The following is a 17,655-nucleotide window of genomic DNA, read 5'->3' as shown; positions in this document are numbered from 1 at the left end:
TGCTTCCTAGCGTGGGGGAGTCACCGCACCCCACGAGGAAGCCGAAGGCCCATGCCGATCGCCCGTACCCTGCCCGCCCTGCTCGCCGCCACCGCCCTGGCCCTGCCCGCCGCACTCGCCGCGCTGCCGGCGTCCGCCGCGCCCGCCCGCGACGACGTCGTCCTCGGGCACCCGCAGGCCGCCGCCCACGCGCACAACGACTACGAGCACGACCGTCCGCTGTACGACGCACTCGAGCACGGCTTCACCAGCGTCGAAGCCGATGTCTACCTCGTCGACGGGGAGCTGCTCGTGGCACACGATGCGGAGGACGTGACCCCGGGGGTCACCCTGGAGAGCCTGTACCTCGACCCGCTGGACGAGCTCGTCCGCGGCAGGGCCGGGAGCGTCTACCCGGGCTGGAACGGCGAGTTCCAGCTCCTCGTGGACATCAAGGGCGACGCCGAGCAGACGTGGGCGGCCATCGAGGCGGAACTCGAGGAGCACCGCAGCATGCTCACGCGCTACAGCAACGGCAAGGTCAAGCAGGGTGCGGTGAGTGTCGTCATCAGCGGTAACCGGCCGCTCGCGACCATGGCCGCGGACCGCCAGCGCCTCAGCTTCTACGACGGCCGGGCGACGGACCTCGGGGGTGCGCTCCCGTCGTCGCTCATGCCGCTGATCAGCAACAACTGGACCCAGCTGTTCACCTGGCGCGGGGTGGGCGAGATGCCCGTCGCCGAGCGCGCCAGGCTCGAGGCCTACGTCGCGACGGCGCACCAGCAGGGTTCGCGCGTCCGCTTCTGGGCGACCCCCGACCTCCCCGGCGCCGCCCGCGACGCGATCTGGGCCGAGCTGGCCGACGCCGGCGTGGACCACATCAACACCGACGACCTCCCAGCTCTCGAGGCGTTCCTCGCCGCGCGCGGCTGACACAGCAACCACCGACCCACGACGTCGCCCTGCGGACCAGCGGAGGCGCCGTCGTCATGCGCGCACGGATCCCGGTGCCCGGCAGTCCGCGTTCGGGCTGCACGCTCGTGCAGGCGCTCGTGCAGGCGCTCGTCGAGGTGGACGGAGGCACGGTCGGGGTCGCGGGCGAACGCGGCGGGAATGCGGTTCCGCCCTCCGTGGTTCGCTCTGACCATGAAGTCAATCGTCTATACCTCCACAGGCCCCTCGTCCGTCCTCTCCATCGTGGAGCGCGAGATGGCGGAGCCGGGTCCCGGCGAGGTACGGGTCCGTGTGGTCTCATCGGGTGTCAACCCGACCGACTGGAAGGCCCGTGCCGGCGGGAACATCGCGTTCCCCGAGGTGGTGCCGAACCAGGACGGCGCCGGTGTGGTCGACGCCGTGGGTGACGGCGTCACAGGGCACGCGATCGGTGACCGGGTGTGGATGTACCTGGCGGCCCACGGCCGACCGACCGGCACGGCCCAGGAGTTCTCCGTGGTGCCCGCCGAGCGTGCGGTCGTCCTGCCGGACGGCGTCGACTTCGCTGTCGCGGCGAGCCTGGGTGTACCCGCCATGACTGCGCACCGTGCCCTGACCGTCCACGAACACGGCCCGTCCCGTCTCGCGCCCGGCGCACTCGAGGGGCGCGTGGTCCTCGTGCAGGGCGGCGCCGGGGCGGTCAGCCACGCGGCGATCCAACTCGGCGTCTGGGCCGGGGCGACCGTCATCGCCACGGTCAGCAGCGACGCGAAGGCCGGGCTGGCCCGGGCTGCTGGGGCGCACCACGTGCTGCGCTACCCGGACGACACGCTCGCAGATCGCATCCGTGAGGCAGCGCCCGACGGCGTTGATCACATCGTCGAGGTGTCCCCGGCGCAGAACGCGGCACTCGATATCGCGGTGGTGGCCAACCACGGCAGCATCGCCTACTACGCGAACAACGGCGGGGACCACTTCTCCGCTCCGATCATCGAGAGCTTCGCGAAGAACGTCCGGTGGCAGGGCCTCCTGCTCTACACCGTGGGGCAGGATGCGCTCGACGCGGCAGCGGAGGACGTCACCGCCGCCCTGCGGAGCGGCGCGCTGCCCGTCGGGGAGGACGCCGGGCTCCCCCTGACCTGGTTCCCGCTCGAGGAGACAGCCGCGGCCCACGACGCCGTGGAGGACGGGACCGTCGGCAAGGTCCTCGTCCGCGTGGCCGACGAGATCGATTGAGACCCATGGTGTCCGACGACTGCCCCTGCGGGTCCGGCGTGAAGTACGAGGAGTGCTGCGCACCGCTCCACCGGGGTGGCACTGCCGGGACGGCGCTCGCCCTGATGCGGTCGAGGTACTCCGCCTTCGCCCTCGGGCTCGAGCAGTACCTGCTCGACTCCTGGCACGCGTCGACGCGACCGCCCGGCATCGATCTCGACGGGGACACGGAGTGGCGGCGCCTGCAGATCGTCGACACGACCCACGGCGGCCCGTCGGACGATGCCGGGTCCGTAAAGTACCGGGCGTCGTTCCGCAGCGGCGGGAAGCCGGGGCTGCTGGAGGAGCGCAGCCGGTTCATCCGGGTGGAGGGGCGGTGGCTGTACGTCGACGGGGACGCGCGCTGGCGGTAGGGGATCGGATCAGGTCCTCCTCCCGCCCTGAACGCCCCTCGGAGGTGCGCGATCATCTCCGCCGTCGGTGAGCGACGAGTCAGGCGTTCGACGAGGCGGGGCGCCGCGTCCGCGCTCACGTGCCGGCACCGTCTGTCCGACAGGAGGGCCAGGAGCGGTTCCAGGAACGGTCATGGTCCTCGTGGGCTGTCGACGGCGCCCCCGCTCACCGCGGGGGCGCCGTCGTCGTTCGCTGTGCCGGCCGTGCTGGTGCTACGGCGTGAGGGGGATGGTGCTACGGCGTGACGGGGATGGTGCCCGCGTAGTCCGTGCTGTAGCCGGTGACCGGAGCGTGCGGGATCTCCTCCCACACCTCGGGATCGGTCTGTTGCACCTCGCCGTTCGCCAGCCCCGTGAGCAGCGTGCGCATGGCGAGGATGTTCTGCTGGATGCTCTTGCCGCGGGCCTTCTGGCCGAGCGAGCCGTCACTCGTATTGCCCGAGGTCTCGAAGAAGACCACGGGGTTCGAGTGGCCCTCCGGGTTCAGGCCCTGGTAGTCCAGGCCCAGCATCATCGCCGAGACCACTCCACCCTTGATGTCGATCTCCAGGCTCCCGCCCACCTGGTAGCGGTCCATCGTGATGTAGCCGGTGCCCTTGAGCTCCTCGTAAACGTACCCGTGCATCTGCCGCGTGAGGACGTCGTACGCGCCGCCCTCGAGCGTCGGCAGCGTGGGCCCGCCGGGCGCGAGCGAGATCCCGAGGGAGAGCGTGACGTCGTCGCCCGTGCCGTACTGCTGCTTGAGGCCCTGGTGGTGGATGTCGATGCCGTAGTCCGGGTCCACCATGGTCCAGTACTCGTAGAAGGCCAGCGACTCGCGTGCCTGGAACTTGTCCGCCACCCAGTCCCGGTTGAGGTCGACGATGAGGTCCCGACCGTTCGCGTCCTTCCGCGGCGCATTCGCGGCGGTGTCCCAGAGGACGGTCTGCCGGATGTTCAGCTCACTGCCATCCGGGTTGTACATCGGGATGAAGTGGATGGTGAAGGCGTCGCGGATCTCCTCGTACTGCGCGGATCCGTTGGTCCCGAGGTCCTTCAGCAGGCTGAGGATGGCCTCGGCGCCGTAGGGTTCGTTGCCGTGGATGCGACCCTGCACCCAGACGTCCTGAGGCCCATCGCCCACGGTGGCCACGTACAGGTCCCTGCCCTGTTCGCTGGTGTTCACCGCGGTGCCCGCTTCGGCGAGGGTGAAGACGTCGACGCCGTAGCGTGAGGTCTTCTCGATCTTCTCCAGCTCCTTGATGGTGTCCGCATAGGTGAGGATGCTCGCGGTGCTGGTGCTGCCTTCGGGTGAAGGGAAGTTCCCCTTCGCCTGTGCGGGTCCGGAGGTCAGCAGCGGCAGGCTGACGAGGGCGGCGAGACCCAGTGCCAGTGCGCGGCTCCGGGATGTCCTGGGCTTGCCTGATGCGGTGGTGTTGCTCCTGATCACGAAATTCCTCCATTGGCGCGTGAGTGGATGCCGGTCGGGAATCGCCGCACGCACCCCCTTGCGCGGTTGGTCCTCCCCAATGACTGGTGCGCCCTACGGTACCGTTCCGGCGCGACGGTGCACAGGGTGCACTGGGTGCACAGGGTGCACAGGGTGCACAGGGTGCTGAGTATGCTCGGAGGAGCCCGGTGGCCGAGAGGGCCCGCGCGGCCCCGCCCGTTCCCGCCGGAGCCGGCGTCGAGACGGAAGGAACCAGCCATGTCGCGTTTCACGAAGGACGGCAAGGTCAAGGCCGAGACCCTGCCCAGCACCCTCCAGCGGTCCGAGGTCAAGGCCCAGGACACGTTCGCCGCCACCCTCGATGCTGCGGAGGAGCAGTACGGGGACGGTGAGCGTGCCCGCCGTACGGCGTTCGCCTCCCTCAAGCACGGGTTCGAGAAGGTCGGGGACCACTGGGAGCAGAAGGACTCGAGGGGGCCGTCCGATGATCACGCGGTGGGCGGCGGCGCCGATGCGCGGCCGACCGCGGGAGGAGTGGATGCGAATTCCTCGAAGAAGCACCTCTACGACCTCGCGAAGAAACTCGACGTCCCCGGCCGGTCGAGCATGACCAAGGCCGAACTCGTCAACGCCCTGCAGCGCGCCAACGACCGCGAGACACGGAAGGCCCGCGAGAAGTAGCCGCAGGCTATTACGCAACGAAAGCATTTCGTAATAGGGAAGACCTTAGGTTAGCCTTACTTCTACCCCGTCCCCACGGCCTCCAGCGAGGCCATAGAAGTCAAGGAGCCTCATGGCCCCCTCACGCCTGCGCGGCCTGATCGCCGCTGCCGCCATCACCGTCCTGTCCCTCTCCGCCTGCTCCACCGGCCCCGCCGACGGCGGTTCCGAGGCGACCGGCGGCAGCAGCGCCTCGGCCGACGCGGGAGCCTTCCCTGTCACCATCGAGCACGCCTTCGGTGAGACCACGCTGAGTGAGAAGCCCGAGCGCGTGGCGACGGTCTCCTGGGTGAACGCGGACGTGTCCCTCGCCCTCGGCGTCGTGCCGGTCGGGATGCCGGCCGACTCCTACGGCGGCAATGAGAACCAGTCGACGCCGTGGAAGGACGCGAAGCTGGAGGAGCTCGGCGCCGCGATCGGCACCGAGGGCGCCCCGGTCCAGTACTCCGAGACGGACGGGATCGCCTTCGACGACATCGCGGCGACCGATCCCGACGTCATCCTCGCCGCCTACTCCGGCCTGTCGCAGGAGGACTACGACACCCTGAGCAAGATCGCCCCGGTCGTCGCGTACCCCGAGGTCGCCTACGGCACTGCGTGGCAGGACTCGACGCGGATCATCGGCGAGGCACTGGGTCTGACCGACGACGCGGAGCAGCTCGTCACCGAGACGGAGCAGGCCATCGCCGACGCCGCGGCCGACTACCCGCAGCTCGAGGGCAAGACCTTCATCTACGGCCCGCTGGCTCCGGCGACCGCCGATGCCGTGAGTGTCTACACGGCCAACGACAACCGGCCCCGCTTCCTGACCGAACTCGGCATGGTCCAGGCGGACGTCGTCACGGAGAACACGAAGGGTTCCGAGGAGTTCTTCATCCCCTGGTCCGCCGAGCGGGCGAACGAGCTGGACTCCGACATCTTCGTCACCTGGGTCCCGGACGAAGCCACCAAGGACGCCATCGCCACCGACCCGCTGCTCGGACAGATCCCCGCAGTACAGAACGGCGCCCTGGTGGCCGACAGTGACAACACGCTGACGCTGTCCGTCTCCGCGGCGAACCCGCTCAGCCTCGTCTGGGCCCTGGACCGATTCCTGCCGATGCTCGGTGAAGCCGCGGACAAGGCGTGACCGGTCTGTCCTGATTGCCCTCCGGCCGCATCTGGGCTGGAATGGGAAGCGAACCGATCCTCGTCCTCGAAGGGAAGCCGATGTCTCAGGCAGAAATCAACAAGCTCCAGGCCGCAGTGGCCTGGGACAGCAAGGGCAAGAAACTCGGGGATGTGAACGATGTGCATCTCGAGAAGGAATCGGGCATCCCCGCCTGGATCACGGTGTCGCTGGGCCTGCTGAACTCCCGCAAGCACTTCGTGCCGCTCGCGAACTCGCGCTTCGAGGGTGCCGATCTCCACCTCGCCTGGACGAAGAGCGAGATCACCGACGCCCCCAAGGCTGCGAACAGCATCGAGCTCTCAGCTGCCGAGGAGACCGCGCTGATCGACTACTACCGTCTCCGTGACGAGGCGTCCGCGTCCTAGCTCGCTTTCCGCCCACGCAGAAGCCCCCGTCCGCTCCATCGGTGGACGGGGGCTTCTGCGTGCTCGACGCGAGTGCCGGCTAGAACATCTGGAAGATGCCCACGATGTTGCCGACGATGAACACGAGCACCAGGAGCACGACGAGCCCGATGACGCCGAGCCAGACGCCCTGCAGGCCCTTCGAGGGCGTCTCCTCGTCCGCGTGGCCCTGCTGCCAGGTGGTGCTGGCCTCGGCCGGCGGTGTCTCTCCCGGTGGCACGCCGCCGCCCGGCTCGAGGCCGGTGATGTTGTTCTCCAGCGGGTCGGGGTTCCCTGCGTTCGAGGGATCGGGGCGCTTTTCGCTCATGCTGTCCTCCACGTGGTTGGCAGTACGGTTTCCACCTACCCTACGCCGGAAACGCTAAGCGTGCTTAGCGATCGTCGCCGGGCCGGCTCCTTCGCCGGCGGGCGTCCGCGCCGGCCGGTGGATCAGGTGGCCTTCGGCTACTGGCCGACGCCGGCCGTGCTGCCCCCGGTCGGATCGAACCGCTGCCCTGCAGCGGAGTGGGGTGCGGCGTCGGAGCCGTCCTGCTCGTCCTCGTCTCCGCCCCGTGCAGCTCCGTCCGCCCCGCCCGCGCCGGGAGACGGAGCAGCCGGCAGCGCCCCCTGCTCGCGCGGCGTCCAGGACATCGTGATGTTCACGCCCTCCTCGGTGTCCTCGACGAAGAGGTGGAGGTCCTCGCTGACCAGGGCCTCGTGGTGCACCGGATCGCCCGCCTCCCGGGCCATGTCCGTGAGCCGGCAGATCGCCACTGCCATGGCCCGTCCCCAGTCGTGGGGATGCTTGCTCGTCGATTCCGCGGTCGCCGCGAATTTCCTGTCGGTCGTCGCCATCGTCTTCCCTGCTGTCAGTGAGGAACTAAGTACCCTTGGCTTCCAGGTGAGGCAACTTTAGCAGTGCGTCATACGGGCCGGCACGTGATATCCCGTTAAGGATGACCGGGATGACGAGACCACCGCAGGCCGCCGAAGAACGCAGCGCACGGATCGCCGTGACGCTGTTCCCGCTCCTGATCCTCGCCGGCGGATTGGTGGCGGTGCTCACGCCGGAAACCTTCACGGGGCTCGGCCCCCTGGTGAATCCGCTCCTCGGTGTCATCATGTTCGGCATGGGTCTGACGCTCAGGCCGGTCGACTTCGCCCTCATCGCCAGGCGTCCCCTGCCCGTGGTGATCGGGGTCGTGGCTCAGTTCGTCATCATGCCGTCGATCGGCTGGGCGGTGTCGATGGCTCTCGGGTTGCCGCCGGCGTTGGCTGCGGGCGTCATCCTCGTGGGCTGCTGCCCCGGGGGGACCGCCTCCAATGTCGTCTCCTACCTCGCCCGCGGTGATGTGGCGTTGTCGGTGGCGATGACCTCGGTCTCGACGATCCTCGCGCCGCTGCTCACCCCGCTGCTCACCCTCTGGCTCGCGGGCCGGTACATGCCCGTGGATGCAGCAGGTATCGGCCTGTCCATCCTCCAGATCGTCCTGGTGCCGGTGATCGTCGGGCTCGCCGTTCGATTCTTCCTGCCCCGGGCCGTCGAGCGGCTTCTTCCCGCCCTGCCGTGGATCTCGGTGGCGGCCATCACGGTGGTGGTGATCGCCGTGGTGTCCGGCAGCGCGTCGATCATCTTCTCCGCCGGGCTCCTGGTCCTCGCGGCCGTCATCCTGCACAACGGGCTGGGTCTCGCTCTCGGTTACGGGGCCGCACGGCTGTTCGGTCTCCCGACGGCCGCGAGAAGGACCACGGCCATCGAGGTCGGGATGCAGAATTCGGGGCTCGCCGCGGGGCTCGCCCGGACCTACCTGACGCCGGAGGCAGCCCTGCCGGCAGCCATCTTCTCCATCTGGCACAACGTCTCCGGAGCAGCGCTGGCCGCGTACTGGCGTCGGCGTGACGCGCGTGCAGCAATCGTCGCCGCCGATCCCGCCTGAGGTCCGCTGCGCCCGCCGGTCAGGAGGGTGGTCAGTCCGAGCCGCCGCCCACACTGACCAGCCGCCACCCGTCCCGCGCCGCGTCGAACGTGATGCCGAACTCCAGGACGGGCGAAGCCGGTCCCGTCTGGGCGGAGAAACGCCATCCCGTCGCTGAAGGCGCTGCTGCGGCCGCCGTCGCCGGCCGACCGACGACCTGCCAGATCCCGCCGTGCCACCGCAGCGCCAGCGGCCGGCCCTGCGGCGTGAAGCGCACCGCTGCCGGCTCGTCGAGCTGCCTGTGCCCGTGGTGCACACCGAACACCTGTGCTGTCATCCGCTGTCCTCCGATGGTGCGTCCTCTTCCGAGTGAATAATAGAACACGTCTTCTATTCCTTCGGCAAGGGGTGATGCGATGACGGGTTCTTCCGGCGCTGCGCGCTCACCGGCCGGCCGGAGTGGGGGTGGCACCGGCTAGTGTTCCTCACGCCACGGTCTAGCAGCAGGCTTCGGTTCCTGACCATCATCGGATTCTCCATGACAGAGCCCTCAACTGTTCCCGATGTCACCAGCACCACCGGTGGCACATCGCTCCACTCCGTCTCAGGTCTCACCCATACCGACACCATCCCGGCGCCCGATCGCGGGCCCTCCACCGACGTGCCTCTCACCAAGCGGGAGCGCGAAGCACAGTGGATGGGCGCGGCCCTCGAGACACCGGATCTCTCCGCCGTACCCCTGGCCGAGCTCCGCGTCCTGGCCAACAGGATGTTCCGGATGCTCGATTCCGACCATCCGCCCCTGCAGGCGGGCGAGCGCTACGCGGCGGCAGTGGAGGAGATCGAGGAGCGCTCGCGCCGGATCGCGGCCCGTGGCGAGGCCGGCGGGATCCGGGAGGTGTTCAAGGACTCGGGATTCAACTCCCGGTTCGAGCTCTACTTCGACGGTTCCCTCGCCGCCTACATCCGCTACTCGATGCTCGGCGGACAGCTCACGCTCCGGGCCCTGGTCGAGAAGCCCGGCTTCGAGGACCGGGGCCTCGGGCCGGTCCTCATGCGCCACGCGATGCTCAATGCGCACAAGCGTCGGCTGAGCGTCGTGGCGGGGTGCCCTTCCGCGCAGGCGTTCGTCGAGCAGAATCCGCAGTACCGGACCCTCGCCCGGATGCCGCGCTAGCGCTCACGGCCTCCGGCAGGCGATCGAACCTCACCGGCTGCAGGCCGGCCTGCCGCCGACCGTGAGGGTTCGCGGTGGCCGGACGGCTTCAGCCGCGGAGGGCAGCCCGTGCCGCGTGCCCGATCACCGCACTGTAGGTCGGGTAGGCGAACTTCACGCGGGCGAGGGTCGCGAGATCGGTTCCGCCCGCCATGGCGGAGGCGACGGCCGTGATCACCTCGACGGCGTTCTCGCCGACCGCGTGTGCGCCCAGGATCAGTTCGCGCCGGCGATCGACCACCAGCTTCAGGAAGCCCTGCTCCCGGTCGTCGATGATGGGACGCTCCACCACGGCGTAGGGCACCGTCACGGCATGGCACTCGGCGTCGCGCTCGCGGGCCTTGGCCTCGGTGAGGCCCACGCCCGCGTAGTCCGGATCGGTGAAGCCGCCTTCGGGCAGGAGGTGGTGGGGCGTGGTCCGCGTGGCACCGAGGACGGCATTCTCCGCAGCCGTCTCGCCCTCGAAGACCGCGGCCTGCACGAGCATGCTGCTGCCGTTCGCGTCGCCGGCGACGAAGATGTGGGGCACGTTGGACCGGAGGTAGCCGTCCACCGGGATGAAGGAGCGCGAGGTCTGCACGCCCGCCGCCTCCAGCCCGAGTCCCGGCAGGTTGGCCGGCCAGCCCGCGGCCATGATGACGGCGTCGACGTCGCGTGACTGCTGTTCGCCGTCGCGCTTCCAGGTCAGGGTGAGCTGCGCGCCGTTCCGGCTGATGCTGTCGATGCCGCCGATGCCCGTCGCCACCTGCACCCCCTTGCCGGTGAAGCTGGCGGTGACCGCTGCAGCGACGTCCTCGTCCTCCGTCATGAGGATGCGTGGAGCGAGGTCGAGCAGGAGGACGTCGGATCCCATGGCGTCGAAGATGGTGGTCATCTGCGCGCCGGTGTGACCACCGCCGATGATGGCCACAGAGCCGGGGAGGCTCTCCAGGCCCAGGACCTCGTGGGGTAGGACGGCGAACTCGGCACCCTCGATGGGTAGCCGGCGCCCGCTGCCGCCGATGCACAGGATGATCGATGCCGCCGTGACCTCCCTGCCGTCGACGAGGACGGTGTGCTCGCCGGTGAGTTCGGCGTCGCCCTCGATCAGCTCGATGCCGAGGCGCTCCATCGTGGGGCCGTATCCCTTGGCCTCGAGGACCCGGGCGACCGTGGCCCGGACGCGCTGCACGGTCTTGTCCCAGTCCACCGAGGGTTCGTCCACGACGATCCCGTAGTCGTAGGCCGTCCTCACCTCGCGGAACAGGCGGGCGGTCTTCGCCAGGACGCGGGTGGGGACGCAGCCCGAGTTCACGCACGTACCGCCCAGGGCGGACCGCTCGACGACGGCGGTGCGCGCCCCGAGTTCCGCGGCGCGGGTGGCCGCGGCCATACCGGCGGGTCCACCACCGATCACGAGGACATCGAACGTGTACTCCATGGAACAGCTCCTTCGGTCCGTGCACGGGTGGCTGCCCCCATCCTCCACCGGATCCGGACCGGGATACAACGCGCCGCCGGTTGCCGGGGGGAGTGTCGCCCACGGGCTGTGGCCCCTAGGATCGAAGCCTAGGATCGACGAAGGACGTGCATGACGGGGGACGCTGGGGAGCAGTCTCGATTCACCCTGACCGACGACGGCGCCGTGCTCCGCCTGGCCTGGGCCGCGGGAGTGACCATCGAGGCCGACGACGTCCACGCGACGATGGCCGCGGTGAGGGCGGCCTCGCCGCGGGGCAAGAGGCCGCTGCTGGTCACGATCGGCCTCGTGGAGGCCATCACCCTGGAGGCCCGGCACCTCCTGATCGAGGACACGTGCTCGCTGCGCACGGGCGTGGTCGGCGTGGACGAGGTGGGCAAGGTCCTCACGGCGTTCAACTACCGGTCCGTCACCCCCAGCAGGTACTTCACGAACGAGCCCGACGCGCTCGCCTGGCTGACCGGCCGTGCCGACGTCGGCGAGCCCACCAGCCGTCCTGCGGAAGAGCCGGAGCCCTACCTGGTCCGGTTCGACGAGGGCGTGATCGTGGTGGAGTGGGACCGCGGCACCAGCGTGAGTACGTGCACGGCGGAGTCGCTGGTCTCGGCTGTCGTGGCGCTCGCGCCCGAGGGACGTACCCCGATGCTCGCCCTGAACAACAACATGGTCTCGCTGACGCCGGGCGCCCTCGAGGTGTTCGCCCACCGGCTCGGCGTGGCAGCGCTCGCGATCGTCGGCGTCGAGGGAGACCGCGTGATCGCCGCCTACTACAAGCAGCTGCACAATCCGCCGTACCCCACGCGGTTCTTCCCGACGGCCGCAGAGGCGCGTGCGTGGTTGGCCCGCGGAGCGGGTCCGGCGCAGGGGGATTGACGGGGATCCTGCCGGGCGAGGACCGCGCCGACCAGACCGCGAACGGGGTCCTGTCCGTGCAGGTACCAGCAGGGCCTCCCACGCCGGTCCGATCCCACCTACCGTGGAGGGGTGAGCAACCAGAGCGACATCCAGGACTTCCTGACGTCGAGGCGCGCCCGCATCACGCCGGGCCAGGCCGGCCTGGCCGCGTTCGGTACCAACCGCCGGGTGCCCGGGCTCCGCCGCGAGGAGGTGGCGATGCTCGCCGGCGTCAGCGTCGACTACTACGTCCGCCTCGAGCGCGGCAACCTGTCCGGCGTGTCCGACGGCGTCCTCGAGTCCCTCTGTGCCGCACTGCAGCTCGACGACACGGAACGCACCCACCTCTACCATCTCGCCCGATCCGGCACCACGGAGGTGCGCGCTCGCCGTCAGCCGGCGTCGCGCCGGGTCCGCCCGAGCGTGCAGCGCCTGCTTGACGCGATGGTGGGCGCTCCGGCAGTGGTGCAGAACGGCAGGCTGGACCTCCTCGCCGCGAACCACCTGGGCCGCGCGCTCTACGCGCCGCTGTCCGACGGCGCCCGGGGCCCCGTCAACTACGCCCGCGCCACCTTCCTCGACCCGCGGTCCAGGGACTTCCTCGGCAACTGGGAGCGGGCGGCCGACGACTGCGTCGCCCTGCTCCGGCTCGAAGCCGGACGCAACCCGCAGGACCGCGAACTGACCACCCTGATCGGCGAGCTGGCCACGCGGAGCGATACCTTCCGCGTGCGCTGGGCAGCCCACAACGTCCACCTCCACACCACGGGTTCGAAGACCTTCCGGCACCCGGTCGTGGGTGAGCTCACCCTCACCTTCGAGGGCCTGCAGCTCGCCGCGGACCCGCATCTCACCCTCTTCGCCTACACGGCCGAACCCGGCTCGCCGTCGTCGGATGCCCTGGCGCTCCTCGCCAGCTGGAGCGCGCACGATCGTCCCGGCGCCGTCCCCGCCCCGGTCGATGACAGCTCCGGCGGCCCGACGGCGGAGGTGCTGCCCGACGACGGCGTGCGCACCAGCGGGTCGCGGTCCGTGCCGGGCGCCGTCGGACGTCCTCCGCGCCGTTCCGGGCCCGAGGGCGGCTAGACCCAGCGGCCCCGTCCCGTGTCCCGGGTCGGGCAGCCCGCACCACCAGATCCACGGCAGGCGGTCCCGCCTGCCGTTCCGACATCCTCCAGGAGGAACCCATGACCACAGTCCACGCCTACGCAGCGCCGTCCGCCACGGATCCGCTCGTCCCCACCACCATCGAACGCCGCGACGTCGGTGCCAGGGACGTCCTCATCAAGATCGCCTACGCCGGGATCTGCCACTCGGACATCCATACCGTGCGGGGGGAGTGGGGGCCCCAGCAGTACCCGCTGACCGTCGGTCACGAGATCGTCGGTGTGGTCGAGGAGGTCGGCTCCGAGGTCACGCGCCACCAGGTCGGCGACCGCGTCGGCGTCGGCTGCATGGTGAACTCCTGCGGTGAGTGCGCCAACTGCGCCGAGGGTGAGGAGCAGTACTGCCTCAAGGGGAACGTCGGCACCTACGGCGCGAAGGACCGCGACGGCACCATCACGCAGGGCGGCTACTCCACGCACGTCGTGGTCGTCGAGAACTTCGTGCTCTCGGTCCCCGAGAGCATCCCCTACGAGGCTGCGGCCCCGCTCCTGTGCGCCGGCATCACCACCTACTCGCCGCTGAACCACTGGAACGCCGGTCCCGGCACGAAGGTCGCCGTCGTCGGACTCGGTGGCCTCGGCCACATGGCCGTGAAGATCGCCCACGCCATGGGCGCCGAGGTGACCGTCCTGTCGCAGAGCCTCAGCAAGCAGGAGGACGGCAAGCGCTTCGGAGCCACCGACTACTTCGCGACGAGCGACCCGGAGACCTTCGAGAAGCTGGCCATGAGCTTCGACCTCATCATCAACACGGTGAGCGCGAAGATCGACCTCGACGCCTACCTCTCACTCCTGCGCCTCAACGGCACCATGGTCAACGTCGGAGCTCCCGCCGACGCCCTGCCCCTGCACGTGTTCACGCTGTTCAACCAGCGTCGCTCGTTCGCCGGATCGGGGATCGGCGGCATCCGCGAGACCCAGGAGATGCTGGATTTCTGCGCGGAGCACGGCATCGCCCCCGAGGTCGAGGTGATCTCGGCCGAAGCCATCAACGAGGCCTACGAGCGCGTCCTGTCCTCGGACGTCCGCTACCGCTTCGTCATCGACACGGCCACGCTGGCCCAGGCGGGCTAGGGTCCGGGATCGGGCAGGCTCCGGCCGCATTCCCGGACAGGGCGAGCCATCGACCGGTGGCTCGCCCTGTCCGCCGTCGGGCCGTTGTGGGCGGCGCCGATCCGGCGCCGATCCGGAGCCGCCCCGAGGCCGCCCGGGGCCACGCCGGGCCACTCCGCGCCACTCCGCGCCACGCCGAGGCCCTGTGCAGCCCTCGACCCGCGGGGAACCCCACGGCGGACACCGGCCGGGACGACCAGCCAGTAAGCTGAGGTCCACGGCGGCCCTGCTCAGAGGGCGGACGGCAATTCTTCGGACGGGTAGTGGGATGAGCGAGGGGCGGATGCACGGGGTCGCGGGACGGCTGGCAGCGCTGTCGCCGACGACCCTGCATCTCCTGTTCGGTCTGGTGCTGGCTGCGGCCGCAGTCTTCGGCCGCAGCACGAACCTCGAGTCCTCGGGCCTCGCCCTGGTCTGGCCTGCTGCCGGTATCGCGTTCCTGTGGAGCCTCTGGGCATCGCGGTCCCGGGTGGACTTCACCGTCTCCCTGATCGGCGCCTTCCCGATCCTCGCCGCGGTCAATCTCGCCACGGGTCTCAGCCCGTCGCTCGGCTTCGCCGTGGCTGTCGGCAGCATCGCGCAGACGGCCGTCGCCGTAGCCCTGTTCCGCCGATTCATCCCCGGACTCGAGATCCGGACCGTGGGGGATTACCTCCGCCTCGGATCCATCGCGATCGCAGCCTGCTCCGTCGGCGCCCTGGCGATCGTCGTGGGCAGCGCGATCGACGGATCCGCCGATCCCCTGTCCGCCTTCGTCCCGTGGCTCGTCCGCCACGGCGTCTCGCTCACAGGGATCGGGTCGCTCGGCGTCGTGATCGCCTCGAGCATCAGGGCCAGGGCGGCGGGCCAGACACCTCCCTCGCTCCCGTCCGCCCGCCGTGCCGAGTACGCGATGCTCGCCGTCGTCTCCGTGGTCCTCTACGTCGCGACCTTCGGGGCCGGGACGGCGCTGCCCATCGCCTACACCACCATCCCGGCGCACATGTGGGCCGGACTTCGCCTCCGTTCGGGCTGGGCCATGCTCCATGGCCTGGTCAGCGGCGCCTTCCTCGTCTTCTTCACGCTCGAGCGCCGAGGGCCCTTCCAGGACCTGGACCCCGGTATCGCCGCATACGTCGCGCAGTCCTTCATGTTCATCGCCTTCTCCCTCTCCGCCGTGCTGGCACTGAGCATGGACGAGCGGCGCCGCCTCATCTCCCGTCTGTACCGGGCCAATGCCGAGGCGAAGGCCGCCGCCGATCTGCGCGACCTCGTGATCGGCCGGATGAACGACGGCGTCCTGGTGGCCGGCGCGGACAAGCGCCTGATCTTCCAGAACGCGACGAGCGAGCGGTGGCTCGGTGCCGGGACCGCGCGCCCGGGCGAGGTGTGGCGGCGCGACTACACGGTCACGACGCCGGACGGGCAGCAGCTCGACGACGACGCCAACCCGCTGACCCTGGCACTCCAGGGCATCGTGACCGAGCGGATGGACCTCGATCTCACGCACTGCTCGGGTGAGGTGATGCACCTGTCCGTCGACGCGATGCCGCTGCCGGGCGAGGGCGGCGCCGTCGTCGTGCTGCGCAACGTCACGCACGAGCGCCTGTACGAGCGGGATCTCGGGCGGTTCGCGTCCGTGGTGGCGCACGATCTCCTCACGCCGCTGACCGTGTTCGACGGCTGGCTGGAACTCCTCGAGGATCCGGACCTTCCCGCGGACGAACGCCAGGCCAGCATCGAGCGGCTGCAGCAGGCGAGCCTGCGGATGCGGACTCTCATCCGGAACCTGCTCGCCTACAGCCTCGCCAAGGAGGAGCGCCTCACCGCCTCACGGATCGACGTGGGCCGGATGGTGGAGGGGATCATCGACCTCCGGACGGCGCTCCCGGGAACCCAGCTGCCCGAGGTGTCCTTCCACGTCGAGGCTCCGCACGCTGTCTACGCCGACGAGCGGCTGTTCCTCCAGCTCATGGAGAACCTGGTGGGCAATGCGATGAAGTACGGCCGGACCGACGGGACGGGCGAGGTGACGGTGACGACGGCGTCCGAACCGGCGTCCGGCCGCACCCTCGTGCACGTCCGGGACAACGGCATAGGTGTCCCGGACGCGGACCTCGACCGCGTCTTCGAGGAGTTCCACCGGTCCGAGAACGGGCTCAGCCAGGCGTCGGGGACGGGGCTGGGGCTCGCGATCTGCCGGCGTATCGCGGAGAGCCACGGCGGATCGATCGTCGTCCGGAACGTCGAGGAGGGCGGTGCGGAGTTCACCGTCAGCCTGCCGGGTACGGCCGCTCAACTGCCCGAGGGCATCCCCTTCGTCGAGGCGGAGGGCTCGCCGCGGGTCTCCGCTTCCTGACCGGGCAGGCCACCCGAAGCCCGTCCCGTCCGATGCCGTTCCGCCGGGAACTCAGGCTGCGGACCGCGGGTACAGCTTGGGGGACGCGCTGCGGCCCCACCCACCGCGCAGCCCGGACAGCACTTCGGCCATGGCCTCGCGTGAGGAGTGCCGCGCTTCCCAGCCGAGGACGGAGCGTGCCCGCGAGGTGTCCATGACGGGGCACTGGGAGGCCATGTCGATCCAGCCCGGGTCGGTGCGCTGGACACCCAGTCCCCACGACAGCCCGACGATCCACCGCAGCACCCGCACGGGGAACCCGGTCACGCGGCGTGCGCCGAGGAGGTCTGCGACCCGCTCCGGCGTCAGTTCGGGCTCCGCCGCGATGTTGAAGGCGCCGGACGCCCGCCGGGCAACGACGCGCCAGTAGGCGTCGGCGACGTCGTCGGCGTGGACCGCCTGGAACACGAAGGCCCGCGGAATCGGCAGGAGGGGGAGGGGGATCCCGCCGAGGACGATCTTCGGCACGAGCGGACCGAGGAAATAGCGGCCGATCTCGCTGCCCGCCCCGCCCTGGAAGATGAGCCCCGGCCGCAGGCGGGCCACGGGGATCTCCGGGTACTCCGCCTCGAAGGAATCGAGCAGCCGTTCCTGCTCGGCCTTGTGGCGGCTGTAGTGGGACGTCCCGATGCCACCCGTGGGCCATGACTCGTCCCTGCGGGTCTCCTTGCCCGACGGCGAATACGCCCCGACGGAGGATGCACACACCACGTGCCGTACCCCTGCGGTGCCCGCCGCGGCCAGCACGTTCGCCGTGCCGGTGACATTGGTGCGATGCATGAACGCCTCGTCGCGGTTGGGCTGGATGGCCCAGGCCAGATGTACGACGGCGTCGACGCCGTCGAGCGCCCGCGTCAGGGCGTCCCTGCCCTCGTCCGTGCCGATGTCGATGGCGTGCCAGTCGATGCCGTCGTACGGCGCCTCACCCGTATCGGGAAGGGTCCGGGCGATGGCCGTGAGGGAGATGCCTCCCGTGTCCTCGGAGGTGTCGTACCCCGAACGCTGAATGGACTCGCGGTCGCGGGCGGCGCCCTGCAGCCGGGTGAGCAGGGCCGTGCCGACGTTTCCGGTGGCGCCGATGACTGCTATGCGCATGGATGGCTCCTGGGCCTCGAAGTGTCACGGGCGCAGGGGTGCACCCATTGGGACTGGACTACTAAGTAAGCTTATGGTGCAGTTGAAGCAGACGTACAGCCGTAAGCACGCCCCGCTCCGATTCCGGGGCCGACACC

General features: G+C 70.1%; 18 protein-coding genes. 12 read left to right on the top strand and 6 right to left on the bottom strand.

Annotation, left to right across the window (positions count from 1 at the left end):
- The first annotated feature begins 51 nt into the window (after window positions 1-51).
- The 3 genes from FNH21_RS05960 to FNH21_RS05950 all read left to right on the top strand — a co-directional run bounded on the left by FNH21_RS05960 (window position 52) and on the right by FNH21_RS05950 (window position 2,540).
- Complete coding sequence (locus FNH21_RS05960) at window positions 52-912, top strand: phosphatidylinositol-specific phospholipase C/glycerophosphodiester phosphodiesterase family protein (RefSeq protein ID WP_152813021.1); 861 nt, start codon at window positions 52-54, stop codon at window positions 910-912.
- Between the two features lie 213 nt (window positions 913-1,125).
- Window positions 1,126-2,148 carry an NADPH:quinone reductase gene (locus FNH21_RS05955; protein ID WP_152813019.1) on the top strand — a complete coding sequence of 341 codons (1,023 nt, stop codon included), beginning with the start codon at window positions 1,126-1,128 and terminating at the stop codon, window positions 2,146-2,148.
- Between the two features lie 5 nt (window positions 2,149-2,153).
- The gene (locus FNH21_RS05950; protein WP_152813017.1) at window positions 2,154-2,540 is read left to right on the top strand and encodes a YchJ family protein; all 387 of its coding nucleotides are present in this window, start codon (window positions 2,154-2,156) and stop codon (window positions 2,538-2,540) included.
- Between the two features lie 274 nt (window positions 2,541-2,814).
- On the opposite strand, the gene FNH21_RS05945 is transcribed toward FNH21_RS05950, so the two are convergent.
- A complete protein-coding gene (locus tag FNH21_RS05945; protein WP_338403167.1) occupies window positions 2,815-4,008 on the bottom strand; it encodes a M14 family zinc carboxypeptidase in 1,194 nt (397 codons plus the stop codon).
- Window positions 4,009-4,266: 258 nt separating this feature from the next.
- On the opposite strand from FNH21_RS05945, the gene FNH21_RS05940 reads away from it, so the two are divergent.
- The 3 genes from FNH21_RS05940 to FNH21_RS05930 all read left to right on the top strand — a co-directional run bounded on the left by FNH21_RS05940 (window position 4,267) and on the right by FNH21_RS05930 (window position 6,264).
- Complete coding sequence (locus tag FNH21_RS05940) at window positions 4,267-4,689, top strand: ChaB family protein (protein ID WP_152813015.1); 423 nt, start codon at window positions 4,267-4,269, stop codon at window positions 4,687-4,689.
- A gap of 112 nt (window positions 4,690-4,801) precedes the next feature.
- Window positions 4,802-5,857 (top strand): iron-siderophore ABC transporter substrate-binding protein, encoded by a 1,056-nt coding sequence (locus tag FNH21_RS05935; protein ID WP_152813013.1) that lies wholly within the window; start codon window positions 4,802-4,804, stop codon window positions 5,855-5,857.
- Window positions 5,858-5,937: 80 nt separating this feature from the next.
- A complete protein-coding gene (locus tag FNH21_RS05930; protein WP_152813011.1) occupies window positions 5,938-6,264 on the top strand; it encodes a PRC-barrel domain-containing protein in 327 nt (108 codons plus the stop codon).
- A gap of 79 nt (window positions 6,265-6,343) precedes the next feature.
- Here FNH21_RS05930 and FNH21_RS05925 read toward each other — a convergent pair whose 3' ends face one another.
- Window positions 6,344-6,610 (bottom strand): DUF6480 family protein, encoded by a 267-nt coding sequence (locus FNH21_RS05925; protein WP_152813009.1) that lies wholly within the window; start codon window positions 6,608-6,610, stop codon window positions 6,344-6,346.
- 137 nt (window positions 6,611-6,747) lie between these two features.
- A complete protein-coding gene (locus FNH21_RS05920; RefSeq protein WP_152813007.1) occupies window positions 6,748-7,137 on the bottom strand; it encodes a hypothetical protein in 390 nt (129 codons plus the stop codon).
- A gap of 110 nt (window positions 7,138-7,247) precedes the next feature.
- On the opposite strand from FNH21_RS05920, the gene FNH21_RS05915 reads away from it, so the two are divergent.
- The gene (locus FNH21_RS05915) at window positions 7,248-8,219 is read left to right on the top strand and encodes a bile acid:sodium symporter family protein (protein WP_422108746.1); all 972 of its coding nucleotides are present in this window, start codon (window positions 7,248-7,250) and stop codon (window positions 8,217-8,219) included.
- 31 nt (window positions 8,220-8,250) lie between these two features.
- On the opposite strand, the gene FNH21_RS05910 is transcribed toward FNH21_RS05915, so the two are convergent.
- Window positions 8,251-8,535 (bottom strand): hypothetical protein, encoded by a 285-nt coding sequence (locus FNH21_RS05910; RefSeq protein ID WP_152813003.1) that lies wholly within the window; start codon window positions 8,533-8,535, stop codon window positions 8,251-8,253.
- A 201-nt stretch (window positions 8,536-8,736) separates the two neighbouring features.
- Between FNH21_RS05910 and FNH21_RS05905 the strand changes: the two genes are divergently transcribed.
- Window positions 8,737-9,375, top strand: a complete 639-nt coding sequence (locus FNH21_RS05905) for a GNAT family N-acetyltransferase (protein WP_152813001.1) — start codon at window positions 8,737-8,739, stop codon at window positions 9,373-9,375.
- A gap of 88 nt (window positions 9,376-9,463) precedes the next feature.
- On the opposite strand, the gene FNH21_RS05900 is transcribed toward FNH21_RS05905, so the two are convergent.
- Window positions 9,464-10,834: a dihydrolipoyl dehydrogenase family protein gene (locus FNH21_RS05900; RefSeq protein ID WP_152812999.1), complete on the bottom strand. Its 1,371-nt coding sequence runs from the start codon at window positions 10,832-10,834 to the stop codon at window positions 9,464-9,466.
- 150 nt (window positions 10,835-10,984) lie between these two features.
- On the opposite strand from FNH21_RS05900, the gene FNH21_RS05895 reads away from it, so the two are divergent.
- The 4 genes from FNH21_RS05895 to FNH21_RS05880 all read left to right on the top strand — a co-directional run bounded on the left by FNH21_RS05895 (window position 10,985) and on the right by FNH21_RS05880 (window position 16,384).
- Window positions 10,985-11,746 carry a DUF7793 family protein gene (locus FNH21_RS05895; RefSeq protein WP_152812997.1) on the top strand — a complete coding sequence of 254 codons (762 nt, stop codon included), beginning with the start codon at window positions 10,985-10,987 and terminating at the stop codon, window positions 11,744-11,746.
- A 111-nt stretch (window positions 11,747-11,857) separates the two neighbouring features.
- The gene (locus FNH21_RS05890) at window positions 11,858-12,853 is read left to right on the top strand and encodes an MmyB family transcriptional regulator (protein ID WP_191931655.1); all 996 of its coding nucleotides are present in this window, start codon (window positions 11,858-11,860) and stop codon (window positions 12,851-12,853) included.
- Window positions 12,854-12,954: 101 nt separating this feature from the next.
- Window positions 12,955-14,007 (top strand): NAD(P)-dependent alcohol dehydrogenase, encoded by a 1,053-nt coding sequence (locus FNH21_RS05885; protein WP_152812995.1) that lies wholly within the window; start codon window positions 12,955-12,957, stop codon window positions 14,005-14,007.
- Between the two features lie 307 nt (window positions 14,008-14,314).
- Window positions 14,315-16,384 (top strand): sensor histidine kinase, encoded by a 2,070-nt coding sequence (locus FNH21_RS05880; protein WP_152812993.1) that lies wholly within the window; start codon window positions 14,315-14,317, stop codon window positions 16,382-16,384.
- 51 nt (window positions 16,385-16,435) lie between these two features.
- Here FNH21_RS05880 and FNH21_RS05875 read toward each other — a convergent pair whose 3' ends face one another.
- Entirely contained in the window at window positions 16,436-17,518 is a 1,083-nt protein-coding gene (locus FNH21_RS05875) for an NAD-dependent epimerase/dehydratase family protein (protein WP_152812991.1), read from the bottom strand.
- Window positions 17,519-17,655 lie beyond the last annotated feature (137 nt).

It is taken from the genome of Arthrobacter bussei, assembly GCF_009377195.2.
Classification (GTDB): Bacteria; Actinomycetota; Actinomycetes; order Actinomycetales; family Micrococcaceae; genus Arthrobacter_D; species Arthrobacter_D bussei.
The sequence above is the reverse complement of the archived record's forward strand: the minus strand, read 5'-3'. Positions and strand labels throughout refer to the sequence as shown.

Bases quoted from the DNA above. Each gene is read 5' to 3' on its own strand.
- FNH21_RS05960 (WP_152813021.1), top strand. From the start codon at position 52: ATGCCGATCGCCCGTACCCTGCCCGCCCTGCTCGCCGCCACCGCCCTG.
- FNH21_RS05955 (WP_152813019.1), top strand. From the start codon at position 1,126: ATGAAGTCAATCGTCTATACCTCCACAGGCCCCTCGTCCGTCCTCTCC.
- FNH21_RS05950 (WP_152813017.1), top strand. From the start codon at position 2,154: ATGGTGTCCGACGACTGCCCCTGCGGGTCCGGCGTGAAGTACGAGGAG.
- FNH21_RS05940 (WP_152813015.1), top strand. From the start codon at position 4,267: ATGTCGCGTTTCACGAAGGACGGCAAGGTCAAGGCCGAGACCCTGCCC.
- FNH21_RS05935 (WP_152813013.1), top strand. From the start codon at position 4,802: ATGGCCCCCTCACGCCTGCGCGGCCTGATCGCCGCTGCCGCCATCACC.
- FNH21_RS05930 (WP_152813011.1), top strand. From the start codon at position 5,938: ATGTCTCAGGCAGAAATCAACAAGCTCCAGGCCGCAGTGGCCTGGGAC.
- FNH21_RS05925 (WP_152813009.1), bottom strand. From the start codon at position 6,610: ATGAGCGAAAAGCGCCCCGATCCCTCGAACGCAGGGAACCCCGACCCG.
- FNH21_RS05920 (WP_152813007.1), bottom strand. From the start codon at position 7,137: ATGGCGACGACCGACAGGAAATTCGCGGCGACCGCGGAATCGACGAGC.
- FNH21_RS05915 (WP_422108746.1), top strand. From the start codon at position 7,248: ATGACGAGACCACCGCAGGCCGCCGAAGAACGCAGCGCACGGATCGCC.
- FNH21_RS05910 (WP_152813003.1), bottom strand. From the start codon at position 8,535: ATGACAGCACAGGTGTTCGGTGTGCACCACGGGCACAGGCAGCTCGAC.
- FNH21_RS05905 (WP_152813001.1), top strand. From the start codon at position 8,737: ATGACAGAGCCCTCAACTGTTCCCGATGTCACCAGCACCACCGGTGGC.
- FNH21_RS05900 (WP_152812999.1), bottom strand. From the start codon at position 10,834: ATGGAGTACACGTTCGATGTCCTCGTGATCGGTGGTGGACCCGCCGGT.
- FNH21_RS05895 (WP_152812997.1), top strand. From the start codon at position 10,985: ATGACGGGGGACGCTGGGGAGCAGTCTCGATTCACCCTGACCGACGAC.
- FNH21_RS05885 (WP_152812995.1), top strand. From the start codon at position 12,955: ATGACCACAGTCCACGCCTACGCAGCGCCGTCCGCCACGGATCCGCTC.
- FNH21_RS05880 (WP_152812993.1), top strand. From the start codon at position 14,315: ATGAGCGAGGGGCGGATGCACGGGGTCGCGGGACGGCTGGCAGCGCTG.
- FNH21_RS05875 (WP_152812991.1), bottom strand. From the start codon at position 17,518: ATGCGCATAGCAGTCATCGGCGCCACCGGAAACGTCGGCACGGCCCTG.